Origin of the sequence: Nocardia sp. NPDC051463 (genome assembly GCF_040681975.1) — a bacterium.
In the GTDB taxonomy this organism is placed as follows: Bacteria; Actinomycetota; Actinomycetes; order Mycobacteriales; family Mycobacteriaceae; genus Nocardia.
The window spans coordinates 29836-50106 of sequence record NZ_JBFBAB010000023.1 but is presented as its reverse complement, the minus strand read 5'-3'; the positions used below and the strand labels follow the sequence as shown (position 1 = coordinate 50106).

The window sequence follows — 20271 nt, the reverse complement described above, 5'->3', positions numbered from 1 at the left end:
AGTTGCCGGGCAAGAGCCGCATCACACCGACATTGTCCCTGGCTCGCGAGGCTCAACCACCGACGCGACCGAGGTAGGCCAGTTTCTCGGGATTCACGATCAACCGCAGCGCGGTCACCGTATCGCCCGCGGTGTCCATGTCGACGACGAGCAGCGGATTGCCCGCCACCCAGGCGACAACCGCGGGCGAACCGTTGAGCTCTCGCACCACGATCTCCACACCGGGCACCTCCCAGCGGAACAGACCGACCAGGTAGCGCGCGACATTGTTCGCGCCGACGATCGGACGCCGCGCGGTGTTGACGAGACCGCCGCCGTCGGCCGTCGAGGTGGCATCGGTGGCGAGCATCCGCTCCAGCGCCGCTACATCGCCGTTGCGCGCGGCCTTCAGGAATCGCTCGATCAGCTCGCGGGCATGATCGGAGGGCACATCGAAGCGCGATCGCCCTTCCCGCACCCGCAGGCCGGCCCGACGGAAGATCTGCTGCGAATTGGCCTCGGTCAGCGTGAGCATGTCGGCGATCTCCCGGTGGGCATAGCCGAACGCCTCGCGCAGTACGAAGACCGCCCGCTCGACCGGGCTCAACCGCTCCATTGCGGTCAACAACGCCAGCGAAACCAGCTCGCGCTCCTCGACCGACTCCAGCGGACCCAGCTCACCGGCCGCGGTCGGCACCGGCTCGGGCAGCCACGGCCCGACATAGCTCTCCCTGCGCGCTCGCGCCGAAAGCAGCCAGCTGCGACACAGATTCACGACCGCGGTGGTCAGCCAGGCTTCCGCGGACCGAATGACGCCGCGGTCGGTGCCATCCCAGCGCAGGTATATCTCCTGCACCGCGTCCTCGGCCTCACTCGCCGATCCGAGCATCCGATAGGCGAGCGCGAACAGCCGCGGTCGATGCGCCTGGAATCGGCGCAATCCATCCGGTTCCACCACACCTTCTTCCGCGCTCTGCCGCCCGGGGAAGACGCTACCGCTTGCGCTCGACCGGACCCGAGAACGCTCACCGCCAGTGGTGGGTGAGCGCCGCCGGGAACGCACGGGCCGAGCGTGGTTGCCGGTGGGCAGCGTGCGTGCTCATACCTCGGCAACCTGCTCGCCGAGGCTGGAGAAATCCTGGCGGGAAACCCGCGGACCGCCGGAACGATCAGATCAGCGTGGCATGTCGTCGTGCCGCTGCCTGCCGCCCGGCCTGCGCAGGCGCAAGCGGGCGCTGGACACCCGGATAGCCGGACGGCGGATCGCGGGCATGCGCCGCTGAGCACGGCGCTGAGCACGGCGTTCGGCGGGCTTGTGCTCCCAGGTCTCCGGTCGTGCGGCGACCCAGCGCTGCGAGTGCCAGGCGAACGGGATATGACCGAGGTACAGCGCGACCAACACCAGCAGCAGCACGATCGGATAGGTGACCAGCGCCGCCGCGGCGACCGCGACCAACACCAGCAGGCCCGCGGCGGCCTGCGGCGCCACCGACACCGACTTCATCGCCAACGTCGGGATCGTGCTGACCGACAGCGCGGCAGCGCACAGGGTCCACAGCGCGACCTCGTAGAAGCCGACCCACCAGCCGTCACCGAACTGCACGAACAACGCGATCGGCACCAGCGCGATGAGCGCGCCCGCGGGCGCGGGCACGCCGACGAAGTATTCGCGCGACCAATCCGGGCGAGTGTCGTCGTCCATCAGGGTGTTGAACCGGGCCAGCCGCAGCACGATGCTCACCGCGTACATCAGCGCGACGATCCAGCCTGCGCTGTTGCTGTCCAGTAGCGCGATGTACAGCACCAGGGCGGGCGCGACGCCGAAAGAGATGGCGTCCGACAGCGAATCGAGCTCCGCGCCCATCTTGCTGGTGGCGTCGAGCATGCGGGCCAGCCGCCCGTCGAGAGTGTCGAGCACCGCCGCGGCGCCGACCATGGCGAGCGAGGTGCTGAGCTTGCCGTCCAAGGCGAATTTCACCGCGGACAATCCGGCGCACAGCGCCAGGATCGTCACAATACTCGGCAGCAGCCGGATCGAGCGGCTACGCCGAGGTTTGACCACGGCGTGCTCCATCATGACTCGGCGACTGATGAGCCCAACACCGCCAGGACGGTCTCAGCCCCGATGGTGCGCTGTCCCGGCTCGACAAGTAACTCGGTGCCCGCCGGGAAGTAGGTGTCGACGCGCGAGCCGAAGCGGATCAGCCCGTAGGTGTCGCCGATGGTCAGCACGTCACCGACCTTCGCATCGCACACGATGCGGCGGGCGAGCAGGCCGGCGATCTGCACGACGACGACCTGCCTGCCGTCCGAGGTCTCCAGGACCATGCTGTTGCGCTCGTTCACCGAGCTGGCCTCTGGCAGATCGGCCGAGCGGAACTGACCGGGCTGATGCGAAACCGCGCGGACGATGCCGGAGACCGGCGTGCGCTGCACATGCACGTCGAGCACCGAGAGGAAGATGCTCACCCGGGGCAGCGGCTGGTCGCCGAGGCCCAACTCCGGTGGCGGAGCAGCGGTGTCGACGAGCGCGACCTCACCGTCGGCGGGCGCGACGACGACGCCCGCCCGATTCGGCGGCACCCGGTTCGGGTGCCGGAAGAATGTGGCGCAGGCCGCCGCGGCGAATAGTCCGCTCCGGCGCACCCATTTGCGACGCCCACCGAGGAGCGCCACCGCGAGCGGCGCGGCCACAAACGGCAGGCCGGCGGGGTGCAGCGGGGGAATCGCGGCCCGAACCAGATCGACGACATGGCCGACTCCGGTGGTTTCGGGCGTGCCGGGCGGGGTGGGGCGGCGGGCCACAGGCTCCTCTTTCGTGCTCGATACAGATGGAATGCGCCCCTCAACAATAGGTCGAGCGCAAGCGATCACACCCTAATCGACGTAGCCGGACAACGTCCGGCCACAGCCCGCACCGGGCCCAGCGAAGACGAGACACTTCCGAGCATAGGAGCCTGTGGCAGGTGTTGCCGGATTCAGGCCCGACGGCCGGTGACCAGCTTCACCAAGAACAACAGAATGGCCGCACCGCCGAGGCAGGTGAAGAAGCTGAACCAGAGGCCGCCGCCCTCGACGTCGACACCGAGCAGCTTCAGCAGGAATCCGCCCAGTAGCCCTCCCACGACACCGACCACGATGTTGAGGAGGATGCCCTGCTGTTCATCCGTCTTCATGATCTTGCTGGCGATCCAGCCGGCGAGTCCGCCGATGATGATCCAGCCGATAATCCCGAGTCCCAGCATGTTGTCCTCGAATCACTAGTTGGGGCATGCCGCCAACAGCAAAAGGCGTGCTCCGAGGGTATACCCGCCGAATGTGAGAATACGCACTAGCGCGTAGCGATCCTAGGGCTAATATGAGGGGGCCTCATGTCTACGGGCACGTAGGTAGTTTGCTGATGAGGAACTCATTTACATGCTTCGGGGTACAACCCGGCGGCGCCGCCGCAGGTACATAGGAGACGCATAATGGCTGCTCGAATCGCCCAGTACACCGGGGCAGAGCACACGGCGATCCTCGGGCTCGGCGTATACCGCCCGGCCAGGATCGTCACAAACGATGAGGTAGCGGGTCCGATCGACTCCAGCGACGAGTGGATCAGGACCAGGTCGGGCATCAAGACCCGACGGTTCGCTTCGGAAACGGAAACGATCCAGAGCATGAGCGTCGCGGCTGCCCGCGACGCGCTCGAATCCGCAGGGGTCGCGGTCGACCATGTCGACTGCGTGATCGTTGCTACGTCCACCCATCTGCTGCTCACCCCGGCGGCCGCGCCACGCATCGCTACCGAGCTCGGCATGAACGGCGCGGCGGCCTTCGACGTCTCCGCCGGTTGTGCGGGGTTCTGTCACGCGCTGGCGCTCGCCTCGGATCTGGTGCGCGGCGGCACCGCGAACCACGTGCTGGTGATCGGTGTCGAGAAACTGACCAACACTGTCAATCCGACCGACCGCTCCACCGCATTCCTGTTCGCCGACGGTGCGGGCGCCGTGGTGGTCGGACCGTCGGACACCGTCGGGATCGGTCCGACGGTGTGGGGTTCGGACGGCACCCAGCATCACGCGATCCGGCAGGACAAGGACTGGATGGAGTTCTTCGCCGAGATCGAGGAGAAGGGGCTGGACGCGGTCCGGCCCTACATGGCGATGGAAGGCACCGCGGTATTCCGCTGGGCGGCGCATTCCTTGGAGAAGGTCTGCCGTGACGCCATCGATCGGGCGGGGCTGTCCACCGACGATCTGGACGCGATGATTCCCCACCAGGCCAACGGCCGAATCATCGAGATCATGGCCCGCGTGCTGAAATTGCCGGAGAATTGCGCGCTGGCCAACGACATCGAAGAGACCGGGAATACCTCGGCGGCCTCGATCCCGCTCGCTATGGAGGCACTGCTGCGCACCGGTGAGTCGAAGCCGGGCGATACCGCGCTTCTCATCGCCTTCGGCGCGGGGCTTTCCTACGCGGCACAGGTGGTCACACTGCCGAAATGGCAGTAGTCACCGGGTAGTTCAGCCGAGGCCCCAGGTGACTTTCACCGTGAAAGTCACCGTCTGGGTGCCCGGCTCCAAGGCGAAGGACTCCGCGGCGCCGTCGCGCAGGGCCTTCGGGTTGTCGTCACGGCTGCTTGCCTCGGTGATGGTGATGACGTCCGTCAGTTTCAACCCGGCAAGCACCGCATAGTGTTCGGCCCGAGACTTCGCGTCGTCGAAGGCGCGCGAGCGCGCGTCGGCGAGCAATCGCGAATCGTCGTCGAGTGCGAAAGAGACTCCGCGCAGTCGGGTTTCGTTGCCGCCCGCCTTGACCCCGCTGTCCAGGATCGCCGAGGCCTTCGACAGGTCGCGGACCACAATGTGCAGGGAGTTGGTCGCCCGGTAGCCGACGATGGTCTGGTTGCCGTTCGGGCCGCCCGCATATTGCGGTTGGATGGAGACCTCGGTGGTGCGCGCGTCCTCGCGGGGCAGGCCTGCGGCCACCATGGTGTCGGTCATCGCCTTGGCTTTGTCGTTGGCACCGCCGATCGCCGCGGACACGTTGTCGGCGTTGACCTCCACCCCGAGATCGGCATTCAGGGTGTCCGGGGCGCCGCGCACCTGACCGGACCCGACCACGGTGACCTCGCGGTCGGGTCCCGAATCGGATCTGCCACAACCGGACAGCAGCACAGCCGTCCCCGCCGCAGCCGCAATAGCCGCGGTAACGCGCGTGTTTCGTCGCATACGACGAAAGTTACGCCTGCGCCTCGACCGCTGTCTTGATCTTGCCGAGCGTCTCGTTCATACCGCGCACGAGTTCCTCTTCGAACGGCTGCTCGCCTCCGAGCGCGGCGTTGATGGCTCTGCGGGAGAACCACGTGGTGCCGTTAGGGACATCGCGACGTTCGATCAGCCTGGTGCCGGTCGCGGTCGGCTCGAGCGTGTAGCTCCAGATGCTGCGGTTCTCGTTGATCCGGAACGCGAAAGCCTGGTTGGGTTCGTAGCGCACGATCCGCGCGGTGGTCGGCCAGTACTTCTTGCCGTCACGATTGAGGTTGAACGTCCAGGTGCCCGCCTTCGGCGTGCCGAGCGCGAGCATCCGCACGCACTGCGGGCTGAACTCCGGCATCCGCTTCAGGTCGCCGATAACGGCCCACACCTGTTCCGGGGGTGCGGAGATATCGATCGTGACTTCGAGGTTTTTCGGCAACACTGCCTCCGGGAGAACTGCGGCGACCGGACCTATTTCGGTTCCGGCCGGCACGATTTGACGATTACCTCGCATCTTAATATGCGCAGTCGGACGAAGTCCGGCAATAACCGCGCCGGGCCGAGCGCAGGCGAGGCAGCCGCCTAATACGCGCAGTCGGACGAAGTCCGGCAATAACCGCGCCGGGCCGAGCGCAGGCGAGGCAGCCGCACGGAAGGCGGCAGTTGGAAGACAAACACGTCACATTTTCGAGATTTGTTGACCGGCTCATGTAATGGCCAGCGCACAATGACGGATAGACGAAGCATCAGACACTGCCACCAACTTTTCCGTCCAGCGTGAGGTGATCGGCCGTGAAACTGCGCTCGCTTTTGCACCGTCGGCACGCGGAACAGCTTCCGCTGCTACCCGCTGTGGAACCCACCGACGGATCCGCGGCTCGCGGCTCACCGCCTTCACGCGCGGCCCGCAAGTTCGCTCAGGAGGAACTGCTCGAGCGCCTGCTTACACCGGTCGAACTCGATATGGTGCGCGAGCACCGGGTGTGACGACGGGCAAACGCCGACGACAGCGGCCCCGGCGAGGATCCATACTCGTAAGGTGACTTCACCCGCTGCTACGAAGCCGGCCATCCTCAGCGTCGACGACGATCCAGGGGTCTCCCGCGCGGTCGTACGCGACCTGCGCCGCCGCTATGGCGCCGAGTACCGGATTCTGCGCGCGGAATCGGGCGCCACCGCGCTCGACGCGCTTCGTGAAATGAAACTGCGCGGCCAGCCCGTCGCGGTACTGATCGCCGACTACCGGATGCCGGGCATGGACGGCATCGAATTCCTCGAGCAGGCGATGGACCTGCACCCCTATGCCCGCCGCGTGCTGCTGACGGCCTACGCCGACACCAGCGCCGCAATCGACGCGATCAATGTCGTCGATCTCGACCACTATCTGCTCAAGCCGTGGGATCCGCCGGAGGAGAAGTTGTACCCGGTGCTCGACGGACTGTTGGAAGCCTGGCGCAGCAGCGAGCAGCGACCGGTGACCGAAACCAAAGTGGTCGGCAACCGCTGGTCGCCACGGTCGTCGGAGGTGCGTGAGTTCCTCGCCCGCAACCAATTGCCCTACCGCTGGTACCTCGCCGACGAACCCGAAGGCGCGCGGCTGCTGGAGGCGGCCGGCGCCGATCCTGAGCGATGTCCGGTGGTCATCACCGAAGCCGGCCGGACGCTGGTACAGCCGAGCGACGGGGAGTTGGCCCAGAGCGTCGGGTTGAGCACGAATCCGACCGGCGACTTCTACGACCTCATCGTGGTAGGTGGCGGCCCCGCCGGTCTGGGCGCGGCGGTCTACGGCGCCTCCGAGGGTCTGCGCACGGTGCTGGTCGAGCGCACGGCAACCGGCGGCCAGGCCGGACAGAGTTCGCGCATCGAGAACTATCTCGGCTTCCCGGATGGCGTGTCCGGATCACAGCTCGCGGATCGGGCCCGGCGGCAGGCGGCCAAGTTCGGCGCCGAGGTGATCACCACCCGGGAGGTGGTCGGTCTCGAGGTGAACGGGTCCGCGCGCACCGTGCGGTTCGCCGACGGCGGACAGCTCTGTGCGCACACAGTGATCATCGCGACCGGCGTCGACTATCGCCGCCACACCGCTCCCGGCGTCGACGACTTCACCGGGCGGGGTGTCTACTACGGCTCGGCGATGACCGAGGCATCCGAATGCTCCGATCACGACGTCTACATCGTCGGCGGGGCGAATTCGGCGGGCCAGGCCGCGGTCTTCCTGTCCCGCAACGCCCGCACCGTGCACCTGGTCATCCGTGCGGACTCGCTGGAGAAGTCCATGTCGCACTATCTGATCCAGCAGATCGGGCAGATATCGAACATCAAGGTGCACACCCGCACCGAGGTGATCTCCGCCGACGGCGACGACCACCTGCAACAGATCGTGCTGCGTAATAACGAAACCGGCGCCGAAGAGAAGGCCGTGGCCGAGCGGCTGTTCCTGTTCATCGGCGCGGCGCCGCAGACCGATTGGCTCGACGGAGTGATCAAGCGAGATCAGGCCGGATACGTGCTGGCCGGACCCGATCTGCTCGTCGATGGGGCCAAACCGGCCGGTTGGGAATTACCGCGGCCCCCACACCACTTGGAAACAAGTGTGCCCGGCGTCTTCGTGGCCGGTGATGTGCATGCCGACTCGGCCAAACGCGTGGCTTCCGCAGTCGGTGAGGGTGCTATGGCTGTCATGCTCGTGCACCGGTATCTCGCGTAAGCAGGAGGCTGACATGAATTCGAAAGATACCGCCGCGCGCAGCAGCCGCCTGGTCTGTGATCCCGCGGAATTGCGCACTCTTTTTCTCTTCGAGAAGCTCGACGACGAACAGCTCGAATGGCTGTGCGCGGACGGGCGGGTGGAAACCATCGAACCCGGTGTGGTTTTCCGCGAGGGCGATCCGGCGACCTGCTTCTATATACTGATGGACGGCGAGGTGGTCCTCACCAAGCTCTCCAGCGGCACCGAGATCGAAATGGTCCGCACCGATCACAAGGGCGCGTATGCGGGCGCCTGGATGGCCTACATGGGCGACAAAGTCGACCAGATTTACAACGGCTCGATGTCGGTGCCGCGGCCGTCGCGGTTCTTCGTGCTCGACGCGGGCACCTTCGCGAGGATGATGCACGAGTGGTTCCCGATGGCGGTGCACATGTTGGAGGGCGCGTTCTTCGGCAACCGCAACTCCAATGAACGCATCGCTCAGCGGGAGCGGCTGCTCGCGCTCGGGTCGCTGTCGGCGGGCCTGACCCATGAGCTGAACAACCCCGCGGCCGCCGCGGTCCGCGCCACCTCGGGGCTGCGGGAACGGATCGCCGGGATGCGGCACAAGCTGGCGATGCTGGCCGAAGGCAAGTTCGACACGGAATCGCTCGTCTCGCTGGTGCGTCTACAGGAAGAGGCCGCCGCACAGGTCGCCAAAGCTCCGGAGTTGACGCCGATGGAAGCCGCCGATCGCGAGGACCTGCTCGGCGAATGGCTGGAGGACCACGGCATCGGCGACGCCTGGAATCTCGCGCCGAATTTCGTCCAGGCGGGCTTCGACGTCGATTGGCTCGAGCGCGTGGCCGCGACCCTCAATGGCTGCCCCGACCAGGTGTTCCAGGGCGCGATCCGGTGGTTGAACTACACCATCGAGACCGAGCTGCTGATGAACGAGATCGCCGACTCGACCACGCGAATCTCTTCGCTGGTCGGTGCGGCCAAACAGTATTCGCAGATGGACCGGGCGCCGTTCCAGGTCATCGACATCCACGAGCTGCTCGACAGCACGCTGGTCATGCTCAGTCGCAAAATCGGCGACGGGGTGCAGGTGGTCAAGGAGTACGACCGCACTTTGCCGCAAGTGCCCTGCTACGCAGCGGAATTGAATCAGGTGTGGACCAACCTGATCGACAACGCGGTGTATGCGATGAACGGCCAGGGCACCCTGACGATTCGCACCAAGCACGAAAATGACTGTGCCGTAGTCGAAATCGGCGATACCGGCCCCGGTGTCCCCGCCGAGGTACGCAGCCGAATCTTCGAACCGTTCTTCACCACCAAACCGGTCGGCGAGGGTACCGGCCTCGGCCTGGACATCTCCTTCCGGATCGTGGTCAACAAACACAACGGCGATATCCAGCTCGATTCCGCGCCGGGTAATACCCGCTTCACCGTCTGGTTGCCGCTGCACCGTGCCGAGGAAAACCCGGCCGAAGCGAACCCTGCCGACGACAATCAGGGCAAACCGGAATTCAACGCAGGAGGTCAACGATGACGAAGCAAGACCTGGAGGGAATCGACCCGAGCGTCGCACCGAGCGGAACCGGCTGCGTCGACTGCGATGCGGCACAGGGCTGGTGGGTGCATCTGCGCCGCTGCGCCCAATGCGGCCACGTCGGCTGTTGTGACACCTCGCCCGCGCAGCACGCGTCCAAGCACGCCGAGGAAACCGGCCACCCATTCATCCAGAGCTTCGAGCCGGGCGAGGACTGGTTCTGGAACTTCCGCACCGAGGAGATGTACAGCGGCGGACCAGAGCTGGCCGCGCCGACCAGTCATCCGGTCGACCAGCCCGTGCCGGGCCCGCACGGGCGTGTTCCTGCCGATTGGCAACAGCGCATTCACTGACATTCAGTGATCGATGGGGCGATCATAAGTTGCCCACCGCACAGTGGAGCGACAGTGCCGGAGCCAGACCCGGCGCCCGATCCGCTGCGGAGCCTCCCATGACGACGACCCGATCGCACCCGGTACGCTGCACCGAACGCGCCGGAGGCTCCGGCGCCTCTAGTCACCGGGAAAAGCACGTGATGAAGCGAACTTCCGCCATCGCCCTCGCCGCAGGGGCGGTGGTCGCACTACTGGCAGGCTGCGGCGGATCGGATGAATCCGCCGAGGCCAACGGCCTGCGTAAGGGCACGACCGGCACCAGTTCGTCGGTACCGCAGCCGACCGGCACCAGCGTCGACACCAGCAACCCGCCGACCACCGGTGGCAACGCTGCGACAACCCCCGCCAAGACAGTCGACCCATCGCTCGGCCCGGCGTCGCGCACCACCTGTGGTGAATTCAAAGCGCTCGACAGCACTGCCGAGAAGGCGCTGATCGAGCAGATACTGGCGGAGAACCCGGACAGCCCCTTCGCAGGCAGTCCGAACGTCGCGCTCGGTACCGCGAAGCTGGTCTGCCTCGCTTCGAGCAACGCCGATACCCCGGTCGCCACGGCCGCCGGGATCGTCAAGTAGGTCTCGCTGCGAGAGCGCGCGTGCGCAGCCCAGTGGCTACGCACGCGCGCGTTTTCATACCGTCACTGCTCAGGGCTGGCCGGTGGCGAGCGCCGTCAGAGCGTCGATGAACGGCTGACCGCCCATGGCCGCACCGCCCGCGAGCGCGCCGACGACGATCCCGGTCGGCCCGGTGATGAGGCTGAAGATGCCGAAGCCGAGCAGGCCACCGATGAATCCACCGAGCATGCCGCCGAGAATCATGCCGACAATGTTCTGGCTCGCTTGCTGCACGAAGTTGTCGAAGGCGCTGATGTCCTTCAGATCGGCGATGTCCTTCGGGCTCACGTCCGGTGTGAGTGTGAGGCTTCGGCCGTTGTCGTCGATCTTGTAGGCGACCGGAATAGCGTGCCCGGCGACCTCGAACGTCAACGGCACCTCGGCGACGACCGCGCCGTTGTCGGCCTGTACCGCCACCGCCGCGCCGTTCCCGCTGAGCGCGAATTTGCCCGCGTCGAGCGTGGTGGTCACCATCTTCGAATCACGGGAAAGCGCTGTGTTGTAGCCGATTCCCTGCTCGATGCCCGAGGTGGACACGGCTTGCTCGGCGGCCACCGGCTGCGCGTTCGCTGCGCCTGCGGTGATTCCCACCGCTGCGATGGCCAGAAATGCGGTCGCGCTGAACTTTCCGAACTTCATTGTTTGAATCCCCTCCAAAAGACGGCCGTCCGATCGGATCGACCGACGGCGACGTTACCGCGTCCGCAAGTGACTGGCACACAAGGGATTAGCGCCGACGTCTGCGGACTCCCCTGGTTGTTCTCCATCGAAATATCTGGTTCGCCGGAACATAACTGAAATGGAGTTCTCGCACCACGCCGGTGCCCGGCAACCACAAAATTGTCATTACGAACAGTGAAATAGATATATGCGCGACCGCGTGGAACACCGCCGTTCATTGATTGCTGCGACGACGGCCCGACCCGAGTGGGTCGGCGGGCGAGGGTCGGTGCGCGGCCACGATGCCGTCGACGACGAAACCCGGCCGCATCCGGTTCCGTGAAAACACTCACAATTATGTTTGCGGGCTGCGAATAGCAGAACGAGGCGCTCACGACGGTGTTTTTCGGCGAACGCGCCCGCACCCGGGCAGAATGGCACAGTGGCAGAACTGGCTCTCACCGCTCGCTTGAACCCGTCCGCCGCCGATGCCCGCCGTGGTGTGGTGCGGCTGCACCCGGAGGCGCTCACCGCGCTCGGGCTGCGTGAGTGGGACGGCATCGCGCTGGTCGGGTCGCGGCGAACCGCGGCCGTCGTCGGGGTGGCGCCCGCGGATACGCCGGCGGGAGTTGCACTGCTCGACGACGTCACACTGTCGAATGCGGGCCTGCGCGAGGACGCGACCGTGGTCGCCGCCCCCGCGACGGTCTACGGCGCAAAACAGATCTCGGTCAGCGGGTCGGTGCATGCCACCAGGACGATTCCCGCGGCGACCTTGCGGCAGGCCCTGCTCGGCAAGGTCGTGACCGTCGGTGACGCGGTCTCGCTGCTGCCGCGCGACCTCGGCCCCGACATCAGTTCTTCGGCAGCCACGCAGGCGCTGTCCCGCACATTCGGCATCGCGTGGACCACCGAGCTGCTCACAGTGACCGCGATCGATCCCGGGCGCGGCCCGGTCAGCGTGCAGCCGAACACCGCCGTCTTCTGGGGTGCGGGCGTGGTCGCCGCACGCGAGGCCGCCGACCGCGCGGCGGCCGGGGCGCCGATCCCGGTGGGTGAGCAATCGCAGGCGGCGGCCGCGGCGGGCGAGCTGGCGGCCATCGCCGCGACGAATGGCGAGGTAGCAGGCTGGGTTACCGGGAGCGGTAGCGCCGCGATCCCCGTCGAGGAGCTGGCGGGCGTGCACGGCCAGGCCGCGAAGCTCGGCGAGTGGCTCAGCCTCGCGCTCGACGAACCGGAGTTGCTCAAAACCCTTGGTGCCACACCACATCTCGGCGTACTGATCACCGGCCCCGCCGGTGTCGGGAAGGCGACCCTGGCTCGTTCGGTGACCGCGCCGCGACGCATCATCGAACTGGACGGCCCGACCGTCGGGGCAGCCGAGAGCGGCACCCGGTTGCGTGAGGTCGCCGCCGCGGTCGCGGAGACCGGCTCCGGTCGGGGCGGCATCCTGCTCATCACCGACATCGACGCACTGCTGCCCGCGCAGGCCGAACCGGTCGCCACCCTTATCCTCGACCAGTTGCGGGCCGCGGTCGCCGAACCCAGCGTCGCGTTCCTCGCGACCACCGCACATCCCGCCGATATCGACCCGCGCCTGCGCGCTCCCGATCTGTGCGATCGCGAACTCGCCCTCGCGCTGCCGACGGCCGCGGTGCGCAAAGCGCTGCTGGAACAACTGCTGCGCAAGGTGCCGACGGACGAACTGAAGTTGGACGACATCGCCACGCGGACACCGGGATTCGTGGTGTCGGACCTGGCGGCCCTGTGCCGGGAGGCGGCCTTGCGCGCGGCATCCCGTGCGAGCAAACAACACTCGGACCCAGTGCTGACCCAGATCGATCTCCTCGGCGCACTGGAGGTAATCCGGCCGCTCTCGCGTTCCGGCGTAGACGAACTCGCGATCGGCAGCCTCGGCCTCGACGACGTCGGCGACATGGTCGAGACCAAGCAGGCGCTCACCGAGACCGTGCTCTGGCCGCTGCGCCACCCGGATTCCTTCGCCCGCTTGGGCATCCATCCGCCGCGCGGGCTACTGCTCTACGGTCCCCCCGGCTGTGGCAAGACCTTCCTGGTGCGCGCGCTGGCAGGCACCGGCCAGCTCAGCGTGCACGCGGTGAAGGGTGCTGAGCTGATGGACAAGTGGGTCGGGGCCTCCGAACGGGCGGTGCGCGAATTATTCCAGCGCGCCCGCGATTCCGCGCCCTCGCTGATCTTCCTCGACGAGGTGGACGCACTCGCGCCACGACGCGGTCAGAGCGGCGACTCCGGCGTCGGCGACCGGGTGGTCGCCGCGCTGCTCACCGAACTCGACGGTGTCGAGCCACTGCGCGATGTGGTGGTGCTCGGCGCGACCAACCGCCCTGAGCTGATCGATCCCGCGCTGCTGCGCCCGGGCAGGCTCGAGCGCCTGGTGTTCGTGCCACCGCCGGACGCTGACGCCAGGCTGGAGATTCTGCGCACCGCGGGCCGGTCGGTGCCGCTGGCCGACGACGTCGACCTCGCCGCACTCGCCGCCGACCTGGATGGGTACTCCGCCGCGGATTGCGCGGCGCTGCTGCGTGAGGCAGCGTTGACGGCCATGCGGCGGGATATGGACGCGGCCGACGTCACGGCCGAGGACGTCACGGCGGCACGGACTGTGGTGCGGCCCTCCCTCGATCCCGATCAGGTCGAGTCGCTGCGTCGCTACGCCGACACCCGCGGTTAGCCAACGCAGCCACCGGGGCAAACATACCGCAATCCGGGCCTTACCGGCCTTTCGCCATGTTGCATCCGACCTGGCAATGTGTCAGTAATTGCCAGGTCAACCCTCACGCACAGGTATGTTCGCATCGTGCGAAGGATCGGCAATGCGGTCGACACGATCACGGCTTTCCTGGGGGCCGCGGTCGCCGGTGTCGCGATACTGCTACCGATCACCTTCACCTGGACGGGCCAGAGCACGCAGTACCGGCTGACCAGTCTCATCAACAGCGTGCCGCGCGGCGCCGCGATCGGTGTCATCGTCGCCGTCGCCGTCGCCGTGCTGGTGACCACCTTCACCCGTCCGGTGACGGCCTGGGCGACAGCGCTCGGCGGCGCGCTCGGCATGTTCGTCAATCACTTTGCCGGACGCCACGTTTCCTCACCCGACATGCTGACCACACAGAACTATCTGGACTCGGTGTGCGCGGGGGTCCTGCTCGGCGCTCTCGGCGCGGCAGTGCTGCGCAGACCGGGTCCCGCGATCGGATTCGCGCTGGGCGGCGCGGGCGCCTTCGTCGCCGGCGACCTCGGCGAACTACTGCATATCGCCGGTCACGACCCCCTGAAGATTTTGGAAACACCGCCACGGTGGTTGATCGCGGCGGCGGCGTGTTTCCTGATACTCAGCACTTACCGCAACCGGTTACGGCCGATGACCGAGCGGTCACCGCGGTTGACCGTCGAACTTCCGGTGACGCCGATTCTTGCGGCTATGGTGCTGGCCCTTGTCATCCTGATGGTCACCGAATGGTTGAACCGCCAATACCAGGACGCGCCCGACGTCACTCATGCGGTCGATATCGGACTCGCGGTCACCGCGACCGCGCTCGCCGCCTTGGCGGCGGCGATGCTGCTGCCGGGGCGCGACGGCGTCGGCGTGTATCTGGCGGTCAGTCTGGTTCCGGTCTTCACTGCCCTCGGTTACGCCCCGCGGCCGGGCTGGGGCGTGCTTGCGCTGCTGGCGATAACCGCCGCCGGACTGTTCGTCGGGATACGACTGCCGTCGGCGTTCATCGCGATCACGATGATCGCCGGACTCGCCGTTTTCGCCATGTACGCCGGAAGCAGCGAGGTCAACGTGGTGGATGCGGCAGGAAGCGCCGGCCTCGCATTGACGGCAGGCTATTGCTGTGGCACCGCCCGCCCCCGCTACGCCCCGAGCGGCGTGCTGGCGATCGCGGCCCTCTACCTGCCATCGATCATCACCGCGGTAGAAATCCGACCCGATGGCGCGACCAAGACATCCACACCGGGCGTGACCGCACTCGCGATCGCGGCCTGTTCGGCCGTCGGAGTGGCGGTGCTGTACTTCTTCCGGCCGCGCGGCCGGCCGCAACCGGACAAAGCGGCCGAGGGCGAAACAGTAGCGGACATATAGCCGATCCGCTCCGACATGGCCGACGCCATACTGGCTCCGACAACCGAAAACACGCGCTCCGCGTAGGATTTACCCGCATTACGCCGCCGCCCCGACCCGACGGAGTGCAGTTTGCTCGCAATCCTGCTCGCGCATGCCATCGCCGCGCTCGCGGCACCATTGTGCGTGCGGGGGTTGGGCCGCGATGCGTTCTATGTCCTTGCCCTGGTCCCGTTCGGCGGCCTCGGCTGGGTGATCGCGAATTGGGGGAGCACACAGCAGGTTCGGGTCGCGTGGGCACCGAGTATCGAGATGAACATCGATCTGCGTTTCGATTCGCTCGCCGCCGTCATGTCGGCGCTCGTCCTCGGCATCGGCACGCTGATCCTGACCTACTGCGCCAGATATTTCGAGAACGACGAGCCGCGGCTCGGAGTGTTCGCGGCCGAGATGGTCGGCTTTGCCGGGGCCATGTTCGGGCTGGTCACCAGCGACAACATGCTGCTGCTCTTCGTATTCTGGGAAACGACCACGGTGTTGTCGTTCCTGCTGGTCGGGCACAACGCGGAGCAGGCGGTCAGCCGGCGGGCGGCGATCCAGGCGCTGCTGGTGACCGGCGCGGGCGGGCTCGCGATGCTCGTCGGCATCATCATCCTCGGCGAAGCGAGCGGCAGTTACCTGCTGTCGGACCTGCTGGCGCGGGCGGACCCGCCTGCGGGCACCGCGGTGAATGTCGCTGTGGTGCTGTTGCTCGTCGGGGCGTTGAGCAAGTCGGCGATCGTGCCGCTGCACTTCTGGCTGCCCGGTGCGATGGCCGCGCCGACTCCGGTCAGCGCGTACCTGCACGCCGCCGCCATGGTGAAAGCGGGTGTCTATCTGGTAGCTCGGCTTGCGCCGGTGTTCGCGAGCAGCCCACCGTGGCACCCGTTGATCCTGACCCTCGGGGTGGCCTCTATGTTGCTGGCCGGATTGCGGTCGATCCAGGTACACGACCTCAAACTACTGCTGGCGTTCGGCACGGTGAGCCAGCTCGGCTTCCTGATCCTGATGGTCGGCCTCGGTACTGCGGACGCGGCGCTGGCCGGTGTCACGCTGATCGTCGCGCACGCGTTCTTCAAGGGCTGCCTGTTCATGGTGGTCGGCATCATCGACCACGGGGCAGGCACCCGGGATCTGCGGCGGCTCTCGGGCCTCGGCCGCCGTGCACCCGCGCTGTGCGCGGTCGCGGTGCTCGCCGCGCTCAGTATGGCCGGGATTGCGCCGCTGCTCGGCTTTGTCGGCAAGGAAAGCGCGCTGGCCGCCATCCTGGACACCGATACACTCGCCGGGCCCGCCAAGGCCGCCGTTGCCACCGGCGTGGTGCTCGGGTCGATGCTAACGGTCGGCTACAGCATCCGCTTCGTGTGGGGCGCGTTCGCGGACAAGCCGGGGCGCTCGACCGACGTGGAGGACAGCCAGTGGCGAAGCAGGCCGGATCGGAGCACGCCTGGTGCGGCGCAGGAGCACTGGCATGCGCCGGGTGCGTTGTTCCTCACCGCTCCCGCGGTGCTGGCCGTGGCGAGCTTGGCCGCTGGAGTCGCCGCCCCCTGGCTCGACGAGCTGCTGAGTCCTTACGCGAAAACCCTACCGGGGCGCCTCGATTCGCATCTGGCGCTGTGGCACGGATTCAATGACCCCCTCGCGCTGACCATTCTGATCATTGCGGTAGGCATCGCGCTGTTCCGACTGCGCGCCCGCATCGGCGAATCCCCACACCCCAGGCTCGGCAACGCCGACCGGGCCTACGACGCCACCCTCGCGGCTATGGATCGGCTGTCGTTACGGATGACCGCGGCCGTGCAGCGCGGTTCACTGCCGTTGAGCCAGGCGACCATCCTCGGCACCCTGATCATCCTGCCGACGGTATTGCTCGCGAGCGGCACTCGCACGGGAGTCGAACTGCGCCTGTGGGATTCGCCGTCGCAACTGGCCATCGGAGCGATCATGGCCGCGATGGCGCTGAGCGCGACGCTGCTGCGCAACCGATTGGCCAGTGTCCTGGTCGTCGGCGTCACCGGCTATGGATGTGGCGTGATCTTCGCGCTGCACGCCGCTCCGGATCTCGCCCTCACCCAATTCCTCGTCGAGACACTCACTTTGGTGATCTTCGTGTTGGTGTTGCGCGCCTTCCCCGCCGAGATCGAGGACAGCCGCACGGCCGCCTTCAAGATGCGCAGGGCGGTGCTCGCCACCGGAGTCGGCGCCACGGTCGCGACGCTCGCGGCCTTCGCCACCGCGGCCCGCGGCACCGAACCGATCTGGCACCTGATTCCCGATGCCGCCTACACATTCGGCGGCGGCAAGAACGCGGTCAACGTCCTGCTCGTGGACATCCGCGCGTGGGACACCCTCGGCGAGATCTCGGTACTCGTCGTCGCCGCGACCGGGGTGGCCTCACTGGTATTCCGCAGCAGGCGTTTCGGCAGCGCGCCGCGCGCCACCGACGCACCGAACTACGACCCGGACCTGGTGAGCTGGTTGCCCGCGGGCCGCCTCGTCGCGCGACGGGACCGATCGATGGTCCTGCAGATCACCACCCGCCTGGTCTTCCCGACCATCATGGTGCTGTCGGTGTACTTCTTCTTCTCCGGCCACAATGCGCCCGGCGGCGGTTTCGCAGGCGGGCTCACCGCCGGACTCGCGCTGACGCTGCGCTATCTCGCGGGCGGGCGATACGAACTCGGCGAGGCGCTCCCCCTCGACGCGGGCCACGTGCTCGGCGCCGGGCTGGCACTGGCCGCCGGGACGGCGGCAGGCTCACTACTGCTCGGCGCACCGCCGCTGTCCTCGGCGATCCTCGAGGTGACGCTGCCGGTGCTCGGGCACATCAAGCTGGTCACCGCCCTGTTCTTCGATCTCGGCGTCTATCTGATCGTGGTCGGGCTTGTCCTCGACGTGCTGCGCAGTCTCGGCGCGCGCCTGGACTACGAGTTGGCATCCGACAAAACCGGCTCGACGGAGGGTGGCGTCCCGTCATGACGGCAAACCTGACGCTGCTGGTCCTCATCGGGGTGCTTGTCGCCTGCGGGGTGTACCTGATCCTCGAACGCGCCGTGTCGAAAATGCTGCTGGGCATGATCCTGTTCGGCAACGCGGTGAATCTGCTGATCCTCACTGTCGGCGGCCCCGGTGGCAGGCCACCGATTCGCGGCGATACCGACCAAGCGGCCGACAACGCGCACGAACAGATGGCCGACCCGCTGTCCCAGGCTATGGTGCTCACCGCCATCGTGATCACCATGGGCCTCGCGGCATTCGTCCTCGCGCTCGCCTACCGGTCCTACAGCCTCACCACCACAGAGGACGTCCAGAACGACCGGGAAGATCTCGACATCGCCGCGCGCCGCGAGCGAGAGGACCCAGAGGATTGAGCCTGTCACCGGATCTGTTGCCCGCTCTAGCGCCGCTGCCGGTGCTGGTCCCGCTGCTCGGTGCCGCGGCGACTTTGGTGTTCGGCCGCAAGCCGAGCATCCAGCGTTCGATCATGGTGCTCGCGCTGGCGTCGGTCGTCGTGATCTGCGGACTGCTGTTGTATCTGGCAGACCGGAGCGGTACCTCCGCGGTCCAGGTCGGCGGCTGGGAAACCCCGATCGGCATCACCCTGGTGGTGGACCGGCTCTCCGCGGTAATGCTGCTGGTCTCGTCCATCGTGCTGCTCGTCGTCTCGCTCTACGGTGCGGGCCAGAACATTCGCGACGGCGACGACCGGCAGCCGACCTCGATCTACCGGCCCACCTATCTGGTGCTGACCGCGGGTGTCTCGGCGGCATTCCTCGCCGGCGACCTGTTCAATCTGTTCGTCGGCTTCGAGATCTTGCTCGCCGCCTCGTTCGTGCTGCTGACCGTCGGCGCGACCGCGGACCGGATCCGCGCGGGCGTCGCGTATGTGATGGTCTCGATGCTCTCGTCGGTGATATTCCTGACCGGCATCGGACTGGCCTATGCGGCCACCGGAACACTGAACCTGGCACAGCTGGCCGTCCGGATGGGCGAGGTGCCCCATGGCACACGCACCGCCATCTACGCGGTGCTGCTGGTGGCGTTCGGCATCAAGGCGGCGGTCTTTCCCCTGTCGAACTGGCTGCCGGACTCCTACCCCACCGCACCCGCACCGGTGACCGCGGTTTTCGCTGGACTGCTCACGAAAGTCGGTGTGTACGCGATCATTCGGACGCACACCTTGCTGTTTCCCGACGGTGGTTTCGATTCGGTGCTGCTGATCTGCGGTCTGCTCACGATGCTGGTCGGCATCTTCGGCGCGATCGCCCAGAACGATATTCGCCGCCTGCTGTCGTTCACGCTGGTCAGCCATATCGGCTACATGGTGTTCGGTGTCGGGCTCGCCACCACGGCCGGGCTGACGGGCGCGGTTTTCTACGTGGCGCACCACATCCTGGTGCAGACCACGCTGTTCCTGGTGGTCGGTCTGATCGAGCGACAGGCCGGTTCGGTGACGCTGCGCAGGCTCGGCGGCCTGGCTGCGGCGAGTCCACTACTTGCCGTGCTGTTCCTGGTCCCGGCACTCAACCTCGCCGGGATACCCCCGTTCTCAGGGTTCATCGGCAAGGTCACGCTGCTGCAGGCGGGTGCGGCCGACGGCAGCGTGCTGGCCTGGGTGCTGGTGGCGGGGTCGGTGGTCACCAGCCTGCTGACGCTCTATGTCGTCGCACGAGTGTGGAGCAAAGCCTTCTGGCGGCCGCGGTCGGAGGCTCCTGAGGGCCATCTCACGGCCGCCAAACCGCCGACGCTGATCGAGGATTCGACCGATGTGCTCTACGACGAACGGACCGACCCCGGCCGCATGCCGGCACTGATGGTGCTGTCGACGACGGCGCTTGTCGCGGTCGGCCTCAGCCTCACCGTGCTCGCCGGACCCATCCTCGGCATCGCCGAGCGCGCCGCAACGGATCTGCGTGATCCCGCGGTGTATATCCGTGCGGTGCTGGGCAATTCGCAGCTGGCAGCGCCGGGAGCAGTCCGATGAGC

Annotated in this window: 18 protein-coding genes; 11 read left to right on the top strand and 7 right to left on the bottom strand. The window is 67.0% G+C overall.

Annotation, left to right across the window (positions count from 1 at the left end; all coding sequences use genetic code 11):
- Positions 1–52: 52 nt before the first annotated feature.
- From AB0M74_RS25725 to AB0M74_RS25710, 4 genes are all read right to left on the bottom strand, one after another.
- Positions 53–937 carry an RNA polymerase sigma-70 factor gene (locus AB0M74_RS25725; RefSeq protein WP_366528851.1) on the bottom strand — a complete coding sequence of 295 codons (885 nt, stop codon included), beginning with the start codon at positions 935–937 and terminating at the stop codon, positions 53–55.
- A gap of 216 nt (positions 938–1153) precedes the next feature.
- Positions 1154–2056, bottom strand: a complete 903-nt coding sequence (locus AB0M74_RS25720) for a phosphatidylcholine/phosphatidylserine synthase (RefSeq protein ID WP_366528850.1) — start codon at positions 2054–2056, stop codon at positions 1154–1156.
- A complete protein-coding gene (locus tag AB0M74_RS25715) occupies positions 2053–2784 on the bottom strand; it encodes a phosphatidylserine decarboxylase (protein WP_366528849.1) in 732 nt (243 codons plus the stop codon). Before AB0M74_RS25715 ends, AB0M74_RS25720 begins: the two co-directional genes overlap by 4 nt.
- A gap of 173 nt (positions 2785–2957) precedes the next feature.
- Positions 2958–3224: a GlsB/YeaQ/YmgE family stress response membrane protein gene (locus AB0M74_RS25710; RefSeq protein WP_366528848.1), complete on the bottom strand. Its 267-nt coding sequence runs from the start codon at positions 3222–3224 to the stop codon at positions 2958–2960.
- A gap of 225 nt (positions 3225–3449) precedes the next feature.
- On the opposite strand from AB0M74_RS25710, the gene AB0M74_RS25705 reads away from it, so the two are divergent.
- A complete protein-coding gene (locus AB0M74_RS25705) occupies positions 3450–4478 on the top strand; it encodes a beta-ketoacyl-ACP synthase III (protein WP_366528847.1) in 1029 nt (342 codons plus the stop codon).
- A 12-nt stretch (positions 4479–4490) separates the two neighbouring features.
- Here AB0M74_RS25705 and AB0M74_RS25700 read toward each other — a convergent pair whose 3' ends face one another.
- Both AB0M74_RS25700 and AB0M74_RS25695 read right to left on the bottom strand, forming a co-directional pair.
- Positions 4491–5198 (bottom strand): SIMPL domain-containing protein, encoded by a 708-nt coding sequence (locus AB0M74_RS25700; protein ID WP_366528846.1) that lies wholly within the window; start codon positions 5196–5198, stop codon positions 4491–4493.
- Positions 5199–5208: 10 nt separating this feature from the next.
- On the bottom strand, positions 5209–5664 hold the full coding sequence (locus AB0M74_RS25695; protein ID WP_366528919.1) for an SRPBCC family protein: 456 nt from the start codon (positions 5662–5664) through the stop codon (positions 5209–5211).
- Positions 5665–6017: 353 nt separating this feature from the next.
- Here AB0M74_RS25695 and AB0M74_RS25690 point away from each other — a divergent pair, with 353 nt between their 5' ends.
- The 5 genes from AB0M74_RS25690 to AB0M74_RS25670 all read left to right on the top strand — a co-directional run bounded on the left by AB0M74_RS25690 (position 6018) and on the right by AB0M74_RS25670 (position 10442).
- Positions 6018–6212, top strand: coding sequence for a hypothetical protein (locus tag AB0M74_RS25690; protein ID WP_366528845.1), 195 nt, complete (start codon positions 6018–6020; stop codon positions 6210–6212).
- Between the two features lie 52 nt (positions 6213–6264).
- Positions 6265–7932 (top strand): FAD-dependent oxidoreductase, encoded by a 1668-nt coding sequence (locus tag AB0M74_RS25685; RefSeq protein WP_366528844.1) that lies wholly within the window; start codon positions 6265–6267, stop codon positions 7930–7932.
- Positions 7933–7945: 13 nt separating this feature from the next.
- Positions 7946–9472, top strand: a complete 1527-nt coding sequence (locus tag AB0M74_RS25680) for an ATP-binding protein (protein ID WP_366528843.1) — start codon at positions 7946–7948, stop codon at positions 9470–9472.
- Complete coding sequence (locus AB0M74_RS25675; RefSeq protein WP_366528842.1) at positions 9469–9825, top strand: UBP-type zinc finger domain-containing protein; 357 nt, start codon at positions 9469–9471, stop codon at positions 9823–9825. The genes AB0M74_RS25680 and AB0M74_RS25675 overlap by 4 nt, the downstream gene beginning before the upstream one ends.
- Before the next feature lie 182 nt (positions 9826–10007).
- Positions 10008–10442: a hypothetical protein gene (locus AB0M74_RS25670; RefSeq protein ID WP_366528841.1), complete on the top strand. Its 435-nt coding sequence runs from the start codon at positions 10008–10010 to the stop codon at positions 10440–10442.
- 69 nt (positions 10443–10511) lie between these two features.
- On the opposite strand, the gene AB0M74_RS25665 is transcribed toward AB0M74_RS25670, so the two are convergent.
- Positions 10512–11120: a hypothetical protein gene (locus AB0M74_RS25665; protein WP_366528840.1), complete on the bottom strand. Its 609-nt coding sequence runs from the start codon at positions 11118–11120 to the stop codon at positions 10512–10514.
- Positions 11121–11583: 463 nt separating this feature from the next.
- Here AB0M74_RS25665 and AB0M74_RS25660 point away from each other — a divergent pair, with 463 nt between their 5' ends.
- From AB0M74_RS25660 to AB0M74_RS25640, 5 genes are all read left to right on the top strand, one after another.
- Positions 11584–13851, top strand: a complete 2268-nt coding sequence (locus tag AB0M74_RS25660) for an AAA family ATPase (RefSeq protein WP_366528839.1) — start codon at positions 11584–11586, stop codon at positions 13849–13851.
- Positions 13852–13977: 126 nt separating this feature from the next.
- Complete coding sequence (locus tag AB0M74_RS25655; protein WP_366528838.1) at positions 13978–15267, top strand: hypothetical protein; 1290 nt, start codon at positions 13978–13980, stop codon at positions 15265–15267.
- Positions 15268–15378: 111 nt separating this feature from the next.
- Positions 15379–18264, top strand: a complete 2886-nt coding sequence (locus AB0M74_RS25650) for a Na+/H+ antiporter subunit A (RefSeq protein WP_366528837.1) — start codon at positions 15379–15381, stop codon at positions 18262–18264.
- Entirely contained in the window at positions 18261–18656 is a 396-nt protein-coding gene (locus tag AB0M74_RS25645; protein ID WP_366528836.1) for a Na(+)/H(+) antiporter subunit C, read from the top strand. Before AB0M74_RS25650 ends, AB0M74_RS25645 begins: the two co-directional genes overlap by 4 nt.
- Positions 18653–20269 (top strand): Na+/H+ antiporter subunit D, encoded by a 1617-nt coding sequence (locus AB0M74_RS25640; RefSeq protein ID WP_366528835.1) that lies wholly within the window; start codon positions 18653–18655, stop codon positions 20267–20269. The genes AB0M74_RS25645 and AB0M74_RS25640 overlap by 4 nt, the downstream gene beginning before the upstream one ends.
- Positions 20270–20271: the final 2 nt, after the last annotated feature.

Bases quoted from the DNA above. Each gene is read 5' to 3' on its own strand.
- AB0M74_RS25720 (WP_366528850.1), bottom strand. From the start codon at position 2,056: ATGATGGAGCACGCCGTGGTCAAACCTCGGCGTAGCCGCTCGATCCGG.
- AB0M74_RS25710 (WP_366528848.1), bottom strand. From the start codon at position 3,224: ATGCTGGGACTCGGGATTATCGGCTGGATCATCATCGGCGGACTCGCC.
- AB0M74_RS25705 (WP_366528847.1), top strand. From the start codon at position 3,450: ATGGCTGCTCGAATCGCCCAGTACACCGGGGCAGAGCACACGGCGATC.
- AB0M74_RS25700 (WP_366528846.1), bottom strand. From the start codon at position 5,198: ATGCGACGAAACACGCGCGTTACCGCGGCTATTGCGGCTGCGGCGGGG.
- AB0M74_RS25680 (WP_366528843.1), top strand. From the start codon at position 7,946: ATGAATTCGAAAGATACCGCCGCGCGCAGCAGCCGCCTGGTCTGTGAT.
- AB0M74_RS25675 (WP_366528842.1), top strand. From the start codon at position 9,469: ATGACGAAGCAAGACCTGGAGGGAATCGACCCGAGCGTCGCACCGAGC.
- AB0M74_RS25670 (WP_366528841.1), top strand. From the start codon at position 10,008: ATGAAGCGAACTTCCGCCATCGCCCTCGCCGCAGGGGCGGTGGTCGCA.
- AB0M74_RS25665 (WP_366528840.1), bottom strand. From the start codon at position 11,120: ATGAAGTTCGGAAAGTTCAGCGCGACCGCATTTCTGGCCATCGCAGCG.
- AB0M74_RS25645 (WP_366528836.1), top strand. From the start codon at position 18,261: ATGACGGCAAACCTGACGCTGCTGGTCCTCATCGGGGTGCTTGTCGCC.